Source organism: Kluyvera sp. 142486 (genome assembly GCF_046569695.1).
In the GTDB taxonomy this organism is placed as follows: Bacteria; Pseudomonadota; Gammaproteobacteria; order Enterobacterales; family Enterobacteriaceae; genus Kluyvera.
This window is the reverse complement of record NZ_JBKHUI010000018.1, coordinates 1-15,714: the sequence shown is the minus strand read 5'-3', so window position 1 is coordinate 15,714 and position 15,714 is coordinate 1. Positions and strand designations below refer to the sequence as shown.

The window sequence follows — 15,714 nt, the reverse complement described above, 5'->3', positions numbered from 1 at the left end:
TGATTTAAAAGTTGGCACAGATTTCGCTTTGTATATTTCAGGGCAACAACGCCACTTTAAGCAGTGATTGAAGACCTCGTTACCACGACGACAATGATAAATCCGGGAGATGTTAAGTATGTCCGCTGAACACGTTTTGACGATGCTGAATGAGCACGAAGTGAAGTTTGTCGATCTGCGCTTCACCGATACCAAAGGTAAAGAACAGCACGTCACTATTCCTGCACATCAGGTAAATGCCGAATTCTTCGAAGAAGGCAAAATGTTTGACGGCTCCTCTATCGGTGGCTGGAAAGGCATTAACGAATCCGACATGGTTCTGATGCCAGATGCATCTACCGCTCTCATCGACCCGTTCTTTGAAGAGTCTACCCTGATCATTCGTTGCGACATCCTGGAACCAGGTACACTGCAAGGCTATGACCGTGACCCGCGCTCCATCGCTAAACGCGCTGAAGAATATCTGCGCGCTACCGGCATCGCGGACACCGTTCTGTTCGGGCCAGAGCCAGAATTCTTCCTGTTTGATGACATCCGCTTCGGCGCATCCATCTCCGGTTCTCACGTGGCTATCGATGACATCGAAGGCGCATGGAACTCCTCCACCAAATACGAAGGTGGTAACAAAGGTCACCGTCCAGGCGTTAAAGGCGGTTATTTCCCGGTTCCTCCGGTTGATTCCTCACAGGACATCCGTTCTACCATGTGTCTGATCATGGAAGAGATGGGCCTGGTTGTTGAAGCGCATCACCACGAAGTTGCGACGGCTGGCCAGAACGAAATCGCCACCCGCTTCAACACCATGACTAAGAAAGCGGACGAAATTCAGATCTACAAATATGTTGTGCACAACGTCGCTCACCGCTTCGGTAAAACCGCGACCTTTATGCCAAAACCAATGTTTGGCGATAACGGTTCCGGCATGCACTGCCACATGTCCCTGTCCAAGAACGGCGTAAACCTGTTCTCCGGCGACAAATATGCTGGCCTGTCCGAGCAAGCGCTGCACTACATCGGCGGTGTTATCAAGCACGCTAAAGCTATCAACGCCCTGGCTAACCCGACCACCAACTCCTACAAGCGTCTGGTCCCAGGTTATGAAGCACCGGTAATGCTGGCTTACTCTGCCCGTAACCGTTCTGCATCCATCCGTATCCCGGTTGTTGCTTCTCCGAAAGCGCGTCGTATCGAAGTGCGCTTCCCGGACCCAGCGGCTAACCCATACCTGTGCTTCGCAGCACTGCTGATGGCTGGCCTGGACGGCATCAAGAACAAAATCCACCCTGGCGAAGCCATGGACAAAAACCTGTACGACCTGCCGCCAGAAGAAGCGAAAGAGATCCCACAGGTTGCTGGCTCTCTGGAAGAAGCGCTGCAGGCTCTCGATGCAGACCGCGAGTTCCTGACCGCTGGTGGCGTGTTCACTGATGAAGCTATCGACGCTTACATCACGCTGCGCACCGAAGAGAACGACCGCGTACGTATGACTCCGCACCCGGTTGAGTTCGAGCTGTACTACAGCGTCTAATCGTATTTTGAGTTGTACTTTCCAGCTGTAGCTGCGCCATTGCCCTTGGACTCTGGCGCACTCCCTGGAATTAAGTTGCCGTGGAAACTTTCAGCCCATCTCAGGATGGGCTTTTTTCTCCACCAACAACCTGATATCTCGCGCTTTTTACCCGTAAAAAGCTATACTGCACTAAAACAGTGCAAGCCTTTTCAGGAGACTGCTAAATGGCAACAGGCGCACTGCCCGATGCTGGGCAGATCCTTAACTCGTTAATCAACAGCATTTTACTGGTCGATGACGACCTGGCCGTTCACTATGCGAATCCTGCCGCCCAGCAACTGCTGGCACAGAGCGCACGCAAACTCTTTGGTACACCCTTACCCGAGCTTCTGAGCTATTTCTCGCTGAACATTGGCTTGATGCAGGAGAGCCTGCAAACGGGCCAGGGGTTTACCGATAACGAAGTGACGCTGGTGATTGACGGGCGTTCGCATATTCTTTCGCTGACCGCACAACGTCTGCCGGACGGTTTTATCCTGCTAGAGATGGCGCCAATGGATAACCAACGCCGCCTCAGCCAGGAGCAGCTCCAGCACGCTCAGCAAATCGCAGCGCGCGATCTGGTGCGAGGGCTGGCCCACGAGATTAAAAACCCGCTGGGTGGCTTACGCGGCGCTGCACAGCTACTCAGTAAGGCTCTGCCTGACCCAGCCCTGACCGAGTACACCAACGTCATCATTGAGCAGGCCGACCGCCTGCGTAACCTGGTTGACCGTCTGCTCGGCCCGCAGCATCCCGGTACGCATATCACCGAGAGCATCCATAAAGTGGCAGAGCGCGTCGTCAAACTGGTTTCGATGGAACTGCCGGAAAACGTCACGCTGGTGCGCGATTACGATCCAAGTTTGCCGGAACTTCCGCACGATCCAGACCAGATTGAACAAGTTCTGCTGAATATTGTGCGCAACGCGCTGCAGGCGCTTGGCCCGGAAGGGGGCGAAATTGTCCTGCGCACCCGCACCGCATTTCAGTTAACGCTGCACGGCGTACGCTACCGACTGGCCGCCAGAATTGATATCGAAGATAACGGCCCCGGTATTCCATCGCATTTGCAGGATACGCTGTTTTACCCGATGGTCAGCGGCCGCGAAGGCGGCACCGGGCTGGGTCTGTCGATAGCGCGCAGCCTTATCGATCAGCACTCCGGCAAAATTGAATTTACCAGTTGGCCAGGCCATACCGAGTTCTCGGTTTTCCTGCCAATCAAGAAATAAGGTGTGTTTATGCAACGAGGGATAGTCTGGGTCGTTGATGACGATAGCTCCATCCGTTGGGTGCTTGAACGCGCCCTCACCGGCGCGGGATTAACCTGCACCACGTTTGAAGGCGGAAAAGAGGTGCTGGATGCGCTGGCTACCAAAACGCCTGACGTGCTGATGTCCGATATCCGCATGCCCGGAATGGACGGTCTGGCGCTGTTAACGCAAATTAAGCAGCGCCATCCGATGCTTCCGGTCATCATAATGACCGCGCACTCCGATCTGGATGCCGCCGTTAGCGCCTACCAGCAGGGAGCGTTTGACTACCTGCCAAAACCGTTTGATATCGATGAAGCGGTAGCGCTGGTAGAGCGGGCGATTAGCCACTACCAGGAGCAGCAGCAGCCGCGCAACGTACAGGTCAATGACCCAACCACCGATATCATCGGTGAAGCGCCCGCTATGCAGGACGTGTTCCGCATTATCGGTCGCCTCTCCCGCTCGTCTATCAGCGTGCTGATTAACGGCGAGTCCGGTACCGGTAAAGAGCTGGTTGCCCATGCGCTGCATCGCCATAGTCCTCGCGTTAAAGCACCATTTATCGCGCTCAACATGGCGGCCATTCCAAAAGACCTGATTGAGTCCGAGCTATTTGGTCATGAGAAAGGGGCGTTTACCGGCGCGAATACCGTCCGTCAGGGCCGATTCGAGCAGGCCGACGGCGGCACGCTGTTCCTTGATGAAATTGGCGATATGCCGATGGATGTCCAGACCCGTCTGCTGCGCGTACTGGCCGACGGCCAGTTCTACCGCGTGGGCGGCTATGCTCCGGTGAAGGTTGACGTGCGTATCATCGCGGCAACCCACCAGAACCTTGAACAGCGCGTTCAGGAAGGTAAATTCCGCGAGGACTTATTCCACCGTCTGAACGTGATTCGCGTCCATCTACCGCCGCTGCGCGAGCGTCGGGAAGATATCCCGCGCCTGGCGCACCATTTCTTACAGGTTGCCGCACGCGAGCTGGGCGTGGAAGCCAAGCTGCTGCACCCGGAAACCGAAGCGGCGTTAACGCGCCTGGCCTGGCCGGGTAACGTGCGTCAGTTGGAAAACACCTGCCGCTGGCTGACGGTGATGGCCGCCGGGCAAGAGGTGCTGATTCAGGATCTGCCGAGCGAGCTGTTTGAAGCCAGCATGCCGGACAGCACTACGGCAACATCGCTGCCGGATAGCTGGGCAACGCTGCTGGCGCAGTGGGCCGACCGTGCGCTGCGTTCCGGTCATCAAAACCTGCTTTCTGAAGCACAGCCGGAGATGGAGCGCACGCTGCTGACCACCGCGCTACGCTACACGCAGGGGCACAAACAGGAAGCGGCTCGCCTGCTTGGCTGGGGTCGCAACACCCTGACGCGTAAGCTGAAAGAATTGGGAATGGAGTAAGGCCAACGTGAAGTGTAAATATTGCTCGATTCGCGCAAGTTGCTGCAATTTTATACTTTACTGTTTCGATGAGTTCAGTATTATTCAGCCCGCAAATTCGAGGGGACGATAATGTTTGAATCATTGATTAATTTGGCTTCAAGCGGCGCCGCCGGTCATTCACCACAGACGGCCGTTGCTGCCGTGCTGTGTGCTGCGCTGCTCGGGCTGTTTAGCTAAGCCGGATGGCGCTTGCGCTTATCCGGCCTGTTGGCCCGGTAAGCGTAGCGCCACCGGGCAATATCATCGCTAAATCACCCGTGAGAACTGCTGCATCCGCGCCTTCTGTCGCAGATAGGCATCAAAACACATGCAGATGTTGCGAATTAGCAGGCGGCCCTTCGCCGTCACCTTAATCTCTTTCTCATTCACATCCACCAGCCCATCCTGCGCCAATGGCGCCAGCAGTTTCAGGTCTTCGGCAAAGTAGTCACTAAACTTCAGCGCCCACTGCTGCTCTATTGCCGCAAAATCGAGACTGAAGTTACAGATAAGCGCTTTGATCACATCGCGACGAATGCAGTCATCGCGAGTTAACGCGATACCTCGCCACAGCGCATTGCCCTGCTCGGCAACCTGCTGGTAATAGAGCTTCAGCTCTTTTTGGTTCTGCGCGTAGCAGTCACCAATCATGCTGATCGCCGATACACCCATGCCCAGTAGGTCAGTATCGCCCTGAGTAGTGTAACCCTGGAAGTTGCGATGCAGGACGCCTTCGCGCTGGGCAACAGCGAGTTCGTTATCCGGACGGGCAAAGTGATCCATACCGATAAACTGGTAGCCTGCCTGAGTCAGCGAGCCGATGGTTTCCTGCAAGATATCCAGCTTCTGCTGCGCCGACGGCAGGTCCGCGTCTTTAATCTTGCGTTGAGCGGCAAACAGCGTGGGTAAGTGCGCGTAGTTAAACACGCTCAGACGGTCAGGGTTCAGCTCGGCAACGCGCTGCAGGGTAAAGGCAAAGCTCTCCGGCGTTTGCTTCGGCAGGCCGTAGATGAGGTCGATATTGGTCGAGGTGAAGCCAATTTCGCGCGCGTGGTTGAGCAGCGCGAAGATAAAGTCTTCATCCTGCTCACGGTTCACCAGCCGCTGCACTTCTTTGTTGAAGTCCTGTACGCCCATGCTCAGGCGGTTAAAGCCCTCGGCGCGCAGGTGGTCGATAACGTCCAGCTCGATTTCGCGCGGGTCGACTTCAATGGAGATTTCCGCATCGGCATCAAAGTTAAAATGCGCGCGCAGCAGCGTCATCAGGCGGCTGATTTGCGCCTTGTTCAGATAGGTTGGCGTACCGCCGCCCCAGTGAAGCTGGCTGACGTGACGGCCGGTAAACAGCGGCGCGCGCTGGCAGATTTCCTGCTCCAGCACGTCGAGATACTGGTCGGCTTTATGCTGCTGACGAGTGACGATTTTATTGCAGCCGCAGAAATAGCAGAGCTTGTGGCAGAACGGAATATGCACGTACAGCGACAGCGGACGCTCGGGGTAACGCGCAACGGCGTGGTGAAACTCAGACTCGCCAAAGGCGTCGGAGAATTCCAGTGCGGTGGGATACGAGGTATAGCGCGGCCCGGAATAGTTATATTTCTGGATCAGGGCCAGATCCCAGTCGATTAACTGCTCAGACATGCTCACTCCTTCCGATGGTGTCGCGAACGACGACGGCGTGCCGGTGCTGCTCCGTTACGAAGCAACAGCCGGTTGCGCAGCCACTTTTGACGCCGCGACAACCGTCGTAGTTTAACGAATAACCACACCAGATAACATACAACCAAAAGGGTTATAAGCAGGACTGGCAAGCCAATACACAAAATCATTCAGGTTGCATCACAAAACGCTAGAGCGTTTTGAACAGCGCTCGCGCTGGCCCCGAAGGGGCGAGGCTGCAAGCCGAGTAACGCGGCAAGGGAATGAATCCCCAGGAGCGTACATAAGTACGTGACTGGGGTGAGTGAGCGCAGCCAACGCAGAGGCAACTTGAAAGATGACGTGTATATCGGGTGCAAACGTTAGTTGCCGCCTCTCAGCAGGCGCATCATGTCTTCCTTGCCCTCTTCTTCCTCTTCTTCTTCGTCATCATCGTAAGAGAGGCCGAGTTGCTGCATCAGTTCATCGATGCGATCCAGTTTAGCGTCGACCCATTTCTGCTCTTCAGCAGTCAGGGTTTCGTCATTTTCCAGACGTTCCAGCAGCGCGTCCAGGCGCTCATCTCTCTCCAGCATATCCAGCTCGGCCTGCGGTGAAAGCATAGGTTTCTCGCTCTTCGGTTTGGGCTGTTTCACGACCGGTGCGTCAGTAACGCCCAGCGCGATGGGTTTTTTACTGCCAATACGAGGATCTTTTTGCTGCTTTTGCTTATTGGAGCCGGATGCACCGTCAGAGCCAGTCGCACGGCTACCCGCCGCGTTACCACGGTGTTTTTTATCGTTTTTACGCTCGCGAGCTTCCAGGTTCAGTTCTTCGCGCGTTTTACGGCGCTGTTTACCTGGAGCTTTACTGCGCGGTGCAGAGGTTGGTTTTTTCATGATGTCTGTCTTTAAGCCGTTTTATTCAGTATAGAATTGAGCCGGAATCTAGCAGAAAGCAAACAAAGAAAAAAGGCGACAGAGTAATCTGTCGCCTTTTTCCTGACTCACAACCCTTTACGGGTTCTACATTCCATGTTGGCTTTCAACGCGCCCTGTTTATCCGTTAGCTCTATAACAGTCCCTGTTATTGTCCCTATCCGTGTTTAACGTCTCCAGACGTTGCCTTCCTGGCTGATTCCTTTGGTCTTCGCCTCCTGGCGCTCCTGACCGCTCATCCTGAGTCTAAATTCCTTCCGGCGCCCTTACCGATGGGTGCTACTTTACAGTGTTGGGCTAAACTAACAAGCAACGAAACGGTGAAAAATGGACAAATCAGAATATTGCCCGAAATTAACTATATGATTTCAAATGATTTGAATATTATGTCGCCCCCGTTTTTTCCTAAATTTCGCATAGAGATAATGGCAAATGTCTTACAAACGAAAGGGCATCGTCTTACAGTCAATGCACGAAGAGGAAAACCAGTCTTTTTTTGCCGATCGGGTATAATCGCCCGCATTGCCTGATTTAACGGAGAAGACCGTTTTGACTAACTGGAACTATCAACAGACGCACTTTGTCACCAGTGCGCCTGATATCCGCCACTTACCTTCCGATACCGGAATCGAAGTGGCCTTTGCCGGCCGCTCCAACGCGGGGAAATCCAGCGCCCTGAATACGCTCACCAACCAGAAAAGCCTGGCGCGTACTTCAAAAACGCCGGGGCGTACCCAGCTGATTAACCTATTTGAAGTCGCCGATGGCAAACGCCTGGTCGACCTGCCGGGTTATGGCTATGCGCAGGTTCCGGAAGAGATGAAGATCAAATGGCAGCGTGCGCTGGGTGAATACCTGGAGAAACGTCTGTGTTTGAAAGGATTAGTGGTGCTGATGGATATTCGCCATCCGCTGAAGGACCTTGACCAGCAGATGATCGAGTGGGCCGTCGCTAGCGAAATCCCGGTACTGGTGCTGCTGACGAAAGCGGATAAGCTGGCGAGCGGCGCGCGTAAGGCGCAGCTGAACCAGGTTCGTGAAGCTGCGTTGGCCTTTAATGGCGACGTGCAGGTTGAAGCCTTTTCTTCACTGAAAAAGCAGGGTGTTGATAAGCTGCGTCAGAAGCTGGATAGCTGGTTTAACGATATTCCGCCGCAGGAAGAAGTTGAGGCTGCAGAAGAATAACCCCCGCATTTATCCCGGATAGCGGCGCGCAGCGCCCTGTTCCGGGCTCGCTCTATCCCACTGATTTAACGCAATACCATTCAATTTTATCACGCCGCAAAATTTTCTTTCGCCCAATAAAAAACGCCCCAGTCATTACTGACTGGGGCGGCTAAAATATTCAGCCAAATCCGATTACGTGAAGTAAAAGGTCTGAAAGATAGAACATCTTACCTCTGTACCCTACGAGATTAACTCTACTCTTTTTTACCTCGTTCAGAAAGCATTTTTTGTAGTTTTTTTTCATTTGTTACATAACGAATTCTAATGTTCATCACAAAACTAGATAAGTTATGTTGCTTACTTACAAAAAAGAGCGTTATTCATCGGATACTTAATGAGCTTGATCCCAGTTTTCACCGCTGCCCACTTCCACCAGCAACGGCACATCCAGCGTCGTACTGTTTTCCATTAACTCATGCACCTTCTTCGATACCGCATCCAGATCGTCTTTATGCACTTCAAAGACCAATTCATCGTGTACCTGCATGATCATACGAACGCGTGGCTTCTCGCTTTCTAACCATTCATCCACCGCAATCATCGCGCGTTTGATGATGTCGGCAGCGGTTCCTTGCATCGGGGCGTTAATCGCCGCACGTTCAGCACCTGCACGGCGAGCGCCGTTGCTCGATTTGATGTCCGGCAGATAGAGGCGACGACCATCGAGCGTAGCAACGTAGCCCTGCTCTTTAGCCTGCTGGCGGGTGCGCTCCATATAGTCCAGCACGCCAGGGTAACGCTCAAAGTAGAGGTCCATATACTTCTGGGCTTCTTTACGCGGAATATTAAGCTGGCGAGCCAGGCCAAAGGCGCTCATGCCGTAGATCAGGCCGAAGTTAATAGCCTTAGCACTGCGACGCTGCTCACCACTCACACTCTCCAGCGGCAGACCAAATACCTCAGCGGCGGTGGCACGGTGGATATCCTTACCTTCAGCAAACGCGTTCAGCAGGCCTTCGTCACGGGACAGGTGCGCCATAATGCGCAGCTCTATTTGCGAGTAGTCGGCAGAGACAATGAGATAATCTTCCGGCGCAATAAACGCCTGACGAATACGACGCCCTTCCTCGTTACGCACAGGAATGTTCTGCAGGTTTGGATCGGTAGAAGAGAGTCGCCCTGTCGCGGTCACTGCCTGGTGATAAGAGGTGTGTACGCGGCCGGTTTTCGGGTTGATCATCAGCGGTAGCTTATCGGTGTAGGTCGATTTCAGCTTCGCCAGACCACGGTACTCCAGAATCACTTTCGGCAGCGGGTAATCGAGCGCCAGCTCTTCCAGCACCTCTTCCGACGTAGACGGCGCGCCGCCCGGTGTTTTCTTCAGCGGCTTAATGCCCTGTTTTTCAAACAGGATGGTCTGCAGCTGCTTCGGCGAGGAGAGGTTAAATTCTTCTCCGGCAATCTCATAAGCTTTCTGCTCCAGCTCTACCAGGCGCTTGGCAATCTCCAGCGAATGCGCGTGCAGCACGGCAGGGTCAATCTTCACGCCGTTACGTTCGACGCGTGACAGCACCGGCACCAGCGGCATTTCAATCTCATTAAAAATGCGCAGCGGCCCTTCGTGCTTCTGTAGCTTCGGCCACATCTTCAGATGCAGCTGAAGCGTCACGTCGGCATCTTCCGCCGCATAGCGACCGGCCTCTTCCAGCGCAATCTGGTTGAAGGTCAGCTGATTTTTACCTTTACCCGCAATCTCTTCGAACGTGATGGTTTTGTGTTTTAACCAGCGGTCAGAGAGGCTGTCCATATCATGGCGGCCGGCAACGCTATCCAGCGTGTAGGACTCCAGCATGGTGTCGTAGGCAATACCGCGCAGTTCGATACCGTAGTTGGCAAGAATACCGCGGTCATATTTCAGGTTCTGACCCACCTTCAACAGCGTTTCATCTTCCAGCAGTGGCTTGAGAAGCGCTAAAGCACGCTCACGGGAGATTTGGTCTGGGGCATCGAGATAGTCATGAGCAACAGGAACATAGGCAGCAATACCGGGTTCAGTCGCAAACGACAGACCCACCATATTGGCAGAGATGTTATCGAGGCTATCGGTTTCAGTATCGAAAGCAAACAGAGGCGCTTTCTTCAGCTTCTCAATCCAGCTGACCAGCGTGGTTTCATCGAGGATGGTGACATAGTTTTCGGACGACAGCGTAGCGGCGGTCTCTTCGACTTCAGCCTCAATTTCAACGTCAACGGCTTTGCTGGCCAGTTTAGCGGCAGGTTTCGTCCCTTTAGCCTGCATCCAGGTGCCGGACTCAACGTCGGTGATCCAACGCTTAAATTCGTATTTCTTGAACAGCGTTAGCAGCTCATCGGCCGCAGGCTCCGCAACAATCAACTGCTCGCAGCCCAGCTCCAGCTCAACGTCCGTTTTAATAGTCGCCAGCTTATAGGAGAGGTAGGCCAGATCTTTGTTCTGCTCAAGCTTCGCCGCCATGGTTTTTGCGCCACGGAAGGTCAGCCCGGCGATTTTTTCCGGTTCACCGTAGAGTGTATCCAGGCCACCCAGCCCTTGCAGCAGCGCCTGAGCAGTCTTTTCGCCCACGCCCGGCACACCCGGAATGTTATCCGAGGAGTCGCCCATCAGCGCGAGGAAATCAATAATCAGCTCCGGCGGCACACCGTACTTGGTCACCACTTCATCCGGGCCGAGAATGGTATTGGTCATGGTGTTGATAAGGGTAATACCCGGCGTGACGAGCTGCGCCATATCTTTATCCCCGGTGCTGATAAGCACCGGACGGCCCGCTTTTTCCGCTTCACGCGCCAGCGTACCGATCACATCATCCGCTTCGACGCCAGAGACGGCCAACAGCGGCAGGCCCATCGCTTTCACCATGTTGTGCAGCGGTTCAATCTGCGCACGCAGATCGTCCGGCATTGGCGGGCGATGTGATTTGTAGTCTTCAAACAATTCGTCACGGAAGGTTTTTCCCTTCGCATCAAACACCACGGCAGCATGGGTTGGCTGATACTGTAGGATCAGGCTGCGCAGCATATTCAGCACGCCGTACATCGCGCCCGTCGGCTCTCCCGCACGGTTCGTCAGCGGTGGGAATGCGTGATATGCCCGATAGAGATAAGAAGATCCATCAACGAGGATGAGAGGGTTTTCAGGGATCTGAACCATAATTTCCGTGCCTGTTTATCAGATTATGGGTAAAGGATGCCACAGACGGCATGAAAACATGAGTTTTTCGCCAAAATAACGAGAAAAGATTTGCAGATCCTCGCGATCGCGCGCAAAACAAATTGTGGATAAGTTTGTGAATAGTTTTATTTTACTAATAACAAATGATATGTAATCGATGATTAACTACAAAATAATTCAATATTTTCATTATGTTATATGTTGATCGTGGTTAATGGTAGCGATCTGGTGGCAATTCACACAGTGTGGATAGACATAGCGGTAATTTTTCTCTTCAGGTAAGAACCGTCATTTAGCGCGTTTTCTGGTAAAATCAGCGCCTTGTGCCTTTTTGTATGTGCACGTTAAATAACTAACTATCTGAATAAACAAACTATGTCGAGATTACTCGCTGCGATAACGCTGCCCATCAGTATTGCACTCACCATATTATTGACCATATTGTGCTCCATACCGATTATTCTCGCCGGCATTATTAAACTGATTTTACCGGTGCCGGTAATCTGGCGCTCCGTCTCGGTATTTTGCAACTTTATGATGTACTGCTGGTGTGAAGGGCTGGCGGCGCTATTGCATCTCAATCCCTGGCTCAAGTGGGATATTGAAGGGCTCGAGACACTCAATAAGAAGAACTGGTATCTGCTGATTTGTAACCACCACAGCTGGGCAGACATCGTGGTGCTATGCGTGATCTTCCGTAAGCATATCCCGATGAATAAGTATTTCCTGAAGCAGCAGCTGGCCTGGGTTCCCTTTATGGGACTGGCATGCTGGGCGCTGGATATGCCCTTTATGCGTCGCTATTCCCGCAGCTATTTGATTCGTCACCCAGAACGACGCGGTAAAGATGTGGAAACGACGCGTCGCTCGTGCGAGAAATTCCGTGCGCATCCCACCACCATCGTCAACTTTGTCGAAGGCTCACGCTTTACGCCTGAAAAGTGCCTGCAAACCCGTTCGCCTTATCAAAACTTGCTGCCGCCAAAAGCCGCCGGTATTGCCATGGCGCTGAACGTGTTAGGTGCTCAGTTTGATAAGCTGCTCGACGTGACGCTCTGCTACCCGGAAAACGATAAGACGCCGTTCTACGATATGCTCAGCGGTAAGCTAACGCGCATTGTGGTCCGCGTGAATCTGCGTCCCATTGACCCGGAAATGCACGGCGATTACGTGGGGGATAAGAACTTTAAGCGACGCTTCCAGCTATGGCTGAATGCGCTGTGGGAAGAGAAAGACCATCAGATTACAAACATCAAAGCAGAATACAAAAACGCCGGTCATTGACCGGCGTTTTCTTTTTTATTTCTTCTCAACAAGCTGTTTTACGGTATCAGCATACTGAGCGACAAAGACGTCCATGTTACTGGTGTCCATGCCCTGTGGGTTCAGCTGATATTTGCCGTTAACAAACATCGCTGGAACACCCTGCAGTTGCAGATCGGCCGCCGCTTTTTCCTGCTGTGCGACCAGAGATTTCACCACGAAGCTGTTCCAGGCGGCATCGTAATCTTCGCCCTTCACGCCAGCGTCGGTGAAGACTTTGCGGATATCCGCAACGCTCTGCACGGACTGGGTTTTCTGTACCGCTTCAAACATCGGTGCGGTGATCTGATCTTCTACGCCCAGCGCCATCGCTACCGCCCACGCCTGAGTCAGGTCTTTGCCCAATGGGCCCAGGAACTCAACGTGGTACTTGGTCATTTTGGTGCCTTCCGGCAGCTTTTTCTTCACGTTGTCGGAAACGTGCAGAACTTCCTCAAACTGATAGCAATGCGGGCAGTAGAAGGAGAAGAACTCCAGCACCTGCGGCTCACCCGCAACCGGCTTATCGATCGTAACGTATTGTTTGCCGTCGGTAATCTGAGCAGCGGATGCGCTGAATGCCAGAATCATACCTGCCAGCGCAAGCCAAACCTTTTTCATAACTCACTCTCTCCTGACTGTGTCGAATTAATACATTGGCGTTAACTGAAGAGGGGGTTCCTGCAGAACCTTCACCTGCTCAATAAAAGTCGCGATCTGCTGATGCCAGAAATCTTCCCCGGTTAACCAGGGAAAATTCTTCGGAAATGCAGGGTCATCCCAACGCCTGATAATCCAGGCAAGATAATAAACCAACCGCATTGCACGTAAAGGCTCAATCAGCGCCAATTCGTCTGAATTAAAGCTGCTGAATTCTTCGTAAGCCTCAACGATAGTTTCAAGCTGCATACGTCTCTCAGCAGGAGAGCCGTTAAGCAACATCCAGAGATCCTGAACCGCGGGACCGTTGCGTGCATCGTCGAGATCGACAAACAGCGGACCATCACGCCAGAGGATATTCCCTGCATGACAGTCGCCGTGTAAGCGTAATGCATCGAAACGCCCATGCCATAGCCCCATGACCACATCAATCAGGCCATCAGTCGCTTTCAGGAAACGGTCTTTTAAACCGGCGGGGATCAGCACCGAATGCTCAAAAAGGGCACGCGGCTCAATCAGATACTCTTTTACACCGATAGATGGACGCGCGGCAAAGCGCGATTTGCGGCCAGTCTGGTGCATGCGCCCAAGATAGCGCCCAACCCACTCCATTTGATCCAGGTTATCTGATTCGAACTGGCGGCCACCCATGCTCGGGAAGACGGCAAAATAGAAGCCTTCATGCGTCAGCAGCGTCTGGTCATTAAATAGGATAGGTGCGGCAACCGGAACCTCGTCCTCGACCAGCTCCAGTGCAAACTGGTGCTCTTCCAGAATCTGCGCCGCCGACCAGCGTTCCGGACGATAGAATTTCACCACCATGCGGCGACGGTCTTCATCCTGAAACTGATAGACCCGGTTCTCGTAGCTGTTAAGAGGGGTGAGTCCAGAATCCACCCGGATACCCTGATCGAATAAAGCATCGATAATGGTATCCGGGTGGAGAGTCTGGAAAGTGAAAGCCTTGTCGTTCATCCTGACATCCGATAACGATACGAATGATTCAGGATATCATTTCGCAGTGCCTTGGGTGGCTCTGCTTACAACCTTTTACTCTTTTATTACGCCGCGAGCGCGCAACAGCGCGGTTTTGAAGTCTTCTTCATAATCTTTCTGAATACCTGGAATAACCGCATCTTTGGCGGAGTCACGCATTTTCAGATGGTAGATCAGAATATCGTCCGTTAAATCAGCCAATTCGCCGTCATAGCCTGACTCCTTCGCCAGTTTCTGCAAAAATTGCAGTAAATTCAGCTCCGGCTCTTTCTGCCAGGCTGGCTGGAGGAGTTCAATAACTTCATTCAGACGTTTACATTTCATGGTCGTGCTCCTTACGCTTGATAGAGACACGTTAGCAGGGTAAACCCCACAATAAAAGAGGCGATAGCGGTGAAAACAGAGTGCCAGATAACCGGCGTGGTGTTAGCAGGCGGCAAAGCCTCAAGAATGGGTGGGCAGGATAAAGGATTAATGCTGCTTAACGGCAAGCCGCTGTGGCAGCACGTTGCAGACTGTCTTCTTCCACAGGTGAGCGAGGTCGTCATTAGCGCGAATCGCAATCTGGATATCTACAGACAGAGCGGCTTTCCGGTGATTGCCGATACCCTGTCAGGCTTCCCTGGGCCGCTTGCCGGACTGTTATCGGTTATGCAGCAGACATCCGGCGATTGGTTTCTGTTTTGCCCCTGCGATACGCCGTTTATCCCCGACAATCTTGTCGAACGCCTGGTAGAAAAGCGCCAAAATGCCCCAGTGGTATGGGTTCATGATGGCGAGCGCGACCACCCTGCGGTCGCCCTTGCTCACCGCAGCCTGGCTCCACAGATTGTGGATTATCTTGCCAGTGGCGAACGCCGCGTGATGGTATTTATGCGACAGGTTGGCGGCCATTTCGTCGATTTTAGCGACACGAAAGAGGCATTTGGCAATATAAACACCCCGGAAGTTCTCACGCTCAATCAGGAAAGAATATGATCCCATTGTTAGCAATTGCCGCGTGGAGCGGTACGGGAAAAACAACGCTGCTGAAAAAACTCATCCCTGAACTTTGTGCAAAGGGTATCCGTCCAGGGCTTATCAAGCACACGCATCACAATATGGACGTAGATAAGCCGGGGAAGGATAGCTACGAACTTCGCAAGGCAGGAGCGGCACAGACGCTGGTTGTCAGCCGGCAACGCTGGGCGCTGATGACGGAAACGCCGGAAGAAGAGGAGTTAGATCTAGCGTTTCTGGTCAGTAGGATGGATGCTTCAAAGTTGGATCTGGTGCTGGTTGAAGGGTTTAAGCATGAAGCCGTCGCTAAGATCCTGCTATTTCGTCAGGATGCCGGGCACCCGGTGAACGAGTTGACGATCGATGAACACACGATTGCAGTGGCCAGCGATATTACGCTGAACGTTGATGTGCCGGTGCTGGATTTGAATAATTTGCCGGAGATAGTGGCGTTTATTGTGGCGTGGTTAGAAACAGAAGAGTAATTGTAGCCCGGGCGAACGCAGTGACCCCGGGATGTTCACCGCACTTTCATTTTCAACACACGCAAAAAAGCCCATCCGTCAGGATGGGCTTCTT

14 protein-coding genes are annotated in these 15,714 nt (G+C 53.0%); 8 read left to right on the top strand and 6 right to left on the bottom strand.

The annotated features are described in order from the left end of the window. Positions 1 to 118: 118 nt before the first annotated feature. The 4 genes from glnA to ACLGE8_RS18235 all read left to right on the top strand — a co-directional run bounded on the left by glnA (position 119) and on the right by ACLGE8_RS18235 (position 4,425). Complete coding sequence (gene glnA / locus ACLGE8_RS18250; RefSeq protein ID WP_035892307.1) at positions 119 to 1,528, top strand: glutamate--ammonia ligase; 1,410 nt, start codon at positions 119 to 121, stop codon at positions 1,526 to 1,528. A 206-nt stretch (positions 1,529 to 1,734) separates the two neighbouring features. Then, a complete protein-coding gene (gene glnL, locus ACLGE8_RS18245; RefSeq protein WP_411000276.1) occupies positions 1,735 to 2,784 on the top strand; it encodes a nitrogen regulation protein NR(II) in 1,050 nt (349 codons plus the stop codon). A gap of 9 nt (positions 2,785 to 2,793) precedes the next feature. Continuing rightward, positions 2,794 to 4,206, top strand: coding sequence for a nitrogen regulation protein NR(I) (glnG, locus tag ACLGE8_RS18240; protein ID WP_035892305.1), 1,413 nt, complete (start codon positions 2,794 to 2,796; stop codon positions 4,204 to 4,206). 111 nt (positions 4,207 to 4,317) lie between these two features. After that, on the top strand, positions 4,318 to 4,425 hold the full coding sequence (locus ACLGE8_RS18235; RefSeq protein WP_411000274.1) for a YshB family small membrane protein: 108 nt from the start codon (positions 4,318 to 4,320) through the stop codon (positions 4,423 to 4,425). A 69-nt stretch (positions 4,426 to 4,494) separates the two neighbouring features. Here the strand turns inward: ACLGE8_RS18235 and hemN are convergent, their stop codons facing one another. Both hemN and yihI read right to left on the bottom strand, forming a co-directional pair. Next, positions 4,495 to 5,868: an oxygen-independent coproporphyrinogen III oxidase gene (hemN, locus tag ACLGE8_RS18230; RefSeq protein WP_411000272.1), complete on the bottom strand. Its 1,374-nt coding sequence runs from the start codon at positions 5,866 to 5,868 to the stop codon at positions 4,495 to 4,497. 380 nt (positions 5,869 to 6,248) lie between these two features. Beyond that, positions 6,249 to 6,764, bottom strand: a complete 516-nt coding sequence (gene yihI / locus ACLGE8_RS18225) for a Der GTPase-activating protein YihI (protein ID WP_411000270.1) — start codon at positions 6,762 to 6,764, stop codon at positions 6,249 to 6,251. Between the two features lie 588 nt (positions 6,765 to 7,352). Here yihI and yihA point away from each other — a divergent pair. Beyond that, positions 7,353 to 7,988: a ribosome biogenesis GTP-binding protein YihA/YsxC gene (gene yihA / locus ACLGE8_RS18220; RefSeq protein ID WP_035892382.1), complete on the top strand. Its 636-nt coding sequence runs from the start codon at positions 7,353 to 7,355 to the stop codon at positions 7,986 to 7,988. A gap of 373 nt (positions 7,989 to 8,361) precedes the next feature. Here the strand turns inward: yihA and polA are convergent, their stop codons facing one another. Continuing rightward, positions 8,362 to 11,157 carry a DNA polymerase I gene (gene polA, locus ACLGE8_RS18215; protein ID WP_411000268.1) on the bottom strand — a complete coding sequence of 932 codons (2,796 nt, stop codon included), beginning with the start codon at positions 11,155 to 11,157 and terminating at the stop codon, positions 8,362 to 8,364. A gap of 396 nt (positions 11,158 to 11,553) precedes the next feature. On the opposite strand from polA, the gene ACLGE8_RS18210 reads away from it, so the two are divergent. After that, positions 11,554 to 12,462, top strand: coding sequence for an acyltransferase (locus tag ACLGE8_RS18210; RefSeq protein WP_411000266.1), 909 nt, complete (start codon positions 11,554 to 11,556; stop codon positions 12,460 to 12,462). A gap of 15 nt (positions 12,463 to 12,477) precedes the next feature. Here ACLGE8_RS18210 and dsbA read toward each other — a convergent pair whose 3' ends face one another. From dsbA to ACLGE8_RS18195, 3 genes are all read right to left on the bottom strand, one after another. After that, entirely contained in the window at positions 12,478 to 13,101 is a 624-nt protein-coding gene (gene dsbA, locus ACLGE8_RS18205; RefSeq protein WP_411000263.1) for a thiol:disulfide interchange protein DsbA, read from the bottom strand. Positions 13,102 to 13,128: 27 nt separating this feature from the next. Next, a complete protein-coding gene (locus ACLGE8_RS18200; protein ID WP_411000261.1) occupies positions 13,129 to 14,115 on the bottom strand; it encodes a serine/threonine protein kinase in 987 nt (328 codons plus the stop codon). A 75-nt stretch (positions 14,116 to 14,190) separates the two neighbouring features. Beyond that, positions 14,191 to 14,460: a YihD family protein gene (locus ACLGE8_RS18195; protein WP_035892297.1), complete on the bottom strand. Its 270-nt coding sequence runs from the start codon at positions 14,458 to 14,460 to the stop codon at positions 14,191 to 14,193. A 126-nt stretch (positions 14,461 to 14,586) separates the two neighbouring features. Here ACLGE8_RS18195 and mobA point away from each other — a divergent pair, with 126 nt between their 5' ends. Both mobA and mobB read left to right on the top strand, forming a co-directional pair. Next, entirely contained in the window at positions 14,587 to 15,114 is a 528-nt protein-coding gene (mobA, locus tag ACLGE8_RS18190) for a molybdenum cofactor guanylyltransferase MobA (RefSeq protein ID WP_411000393.1), read from the top strand. Then, positions 15,111 to 15,620, top strand: a complete 510-nt coding sequence (gene mobB, locus ACLGE8_RS18185) for a molybdopterin-guanine dinucleotide biosynthesis protein MobB (protein ID WP_411000259.1) — start codon at positions 15,111 to 15,113, stop codon at positions 15,618 to 15,620. Before mobA ends, mobB begins: the two co-directional genes overlap by 4 nt. The last annotated feature ends 94 nt before the right edge of the window (positions 15,621 to 15,714 follow it).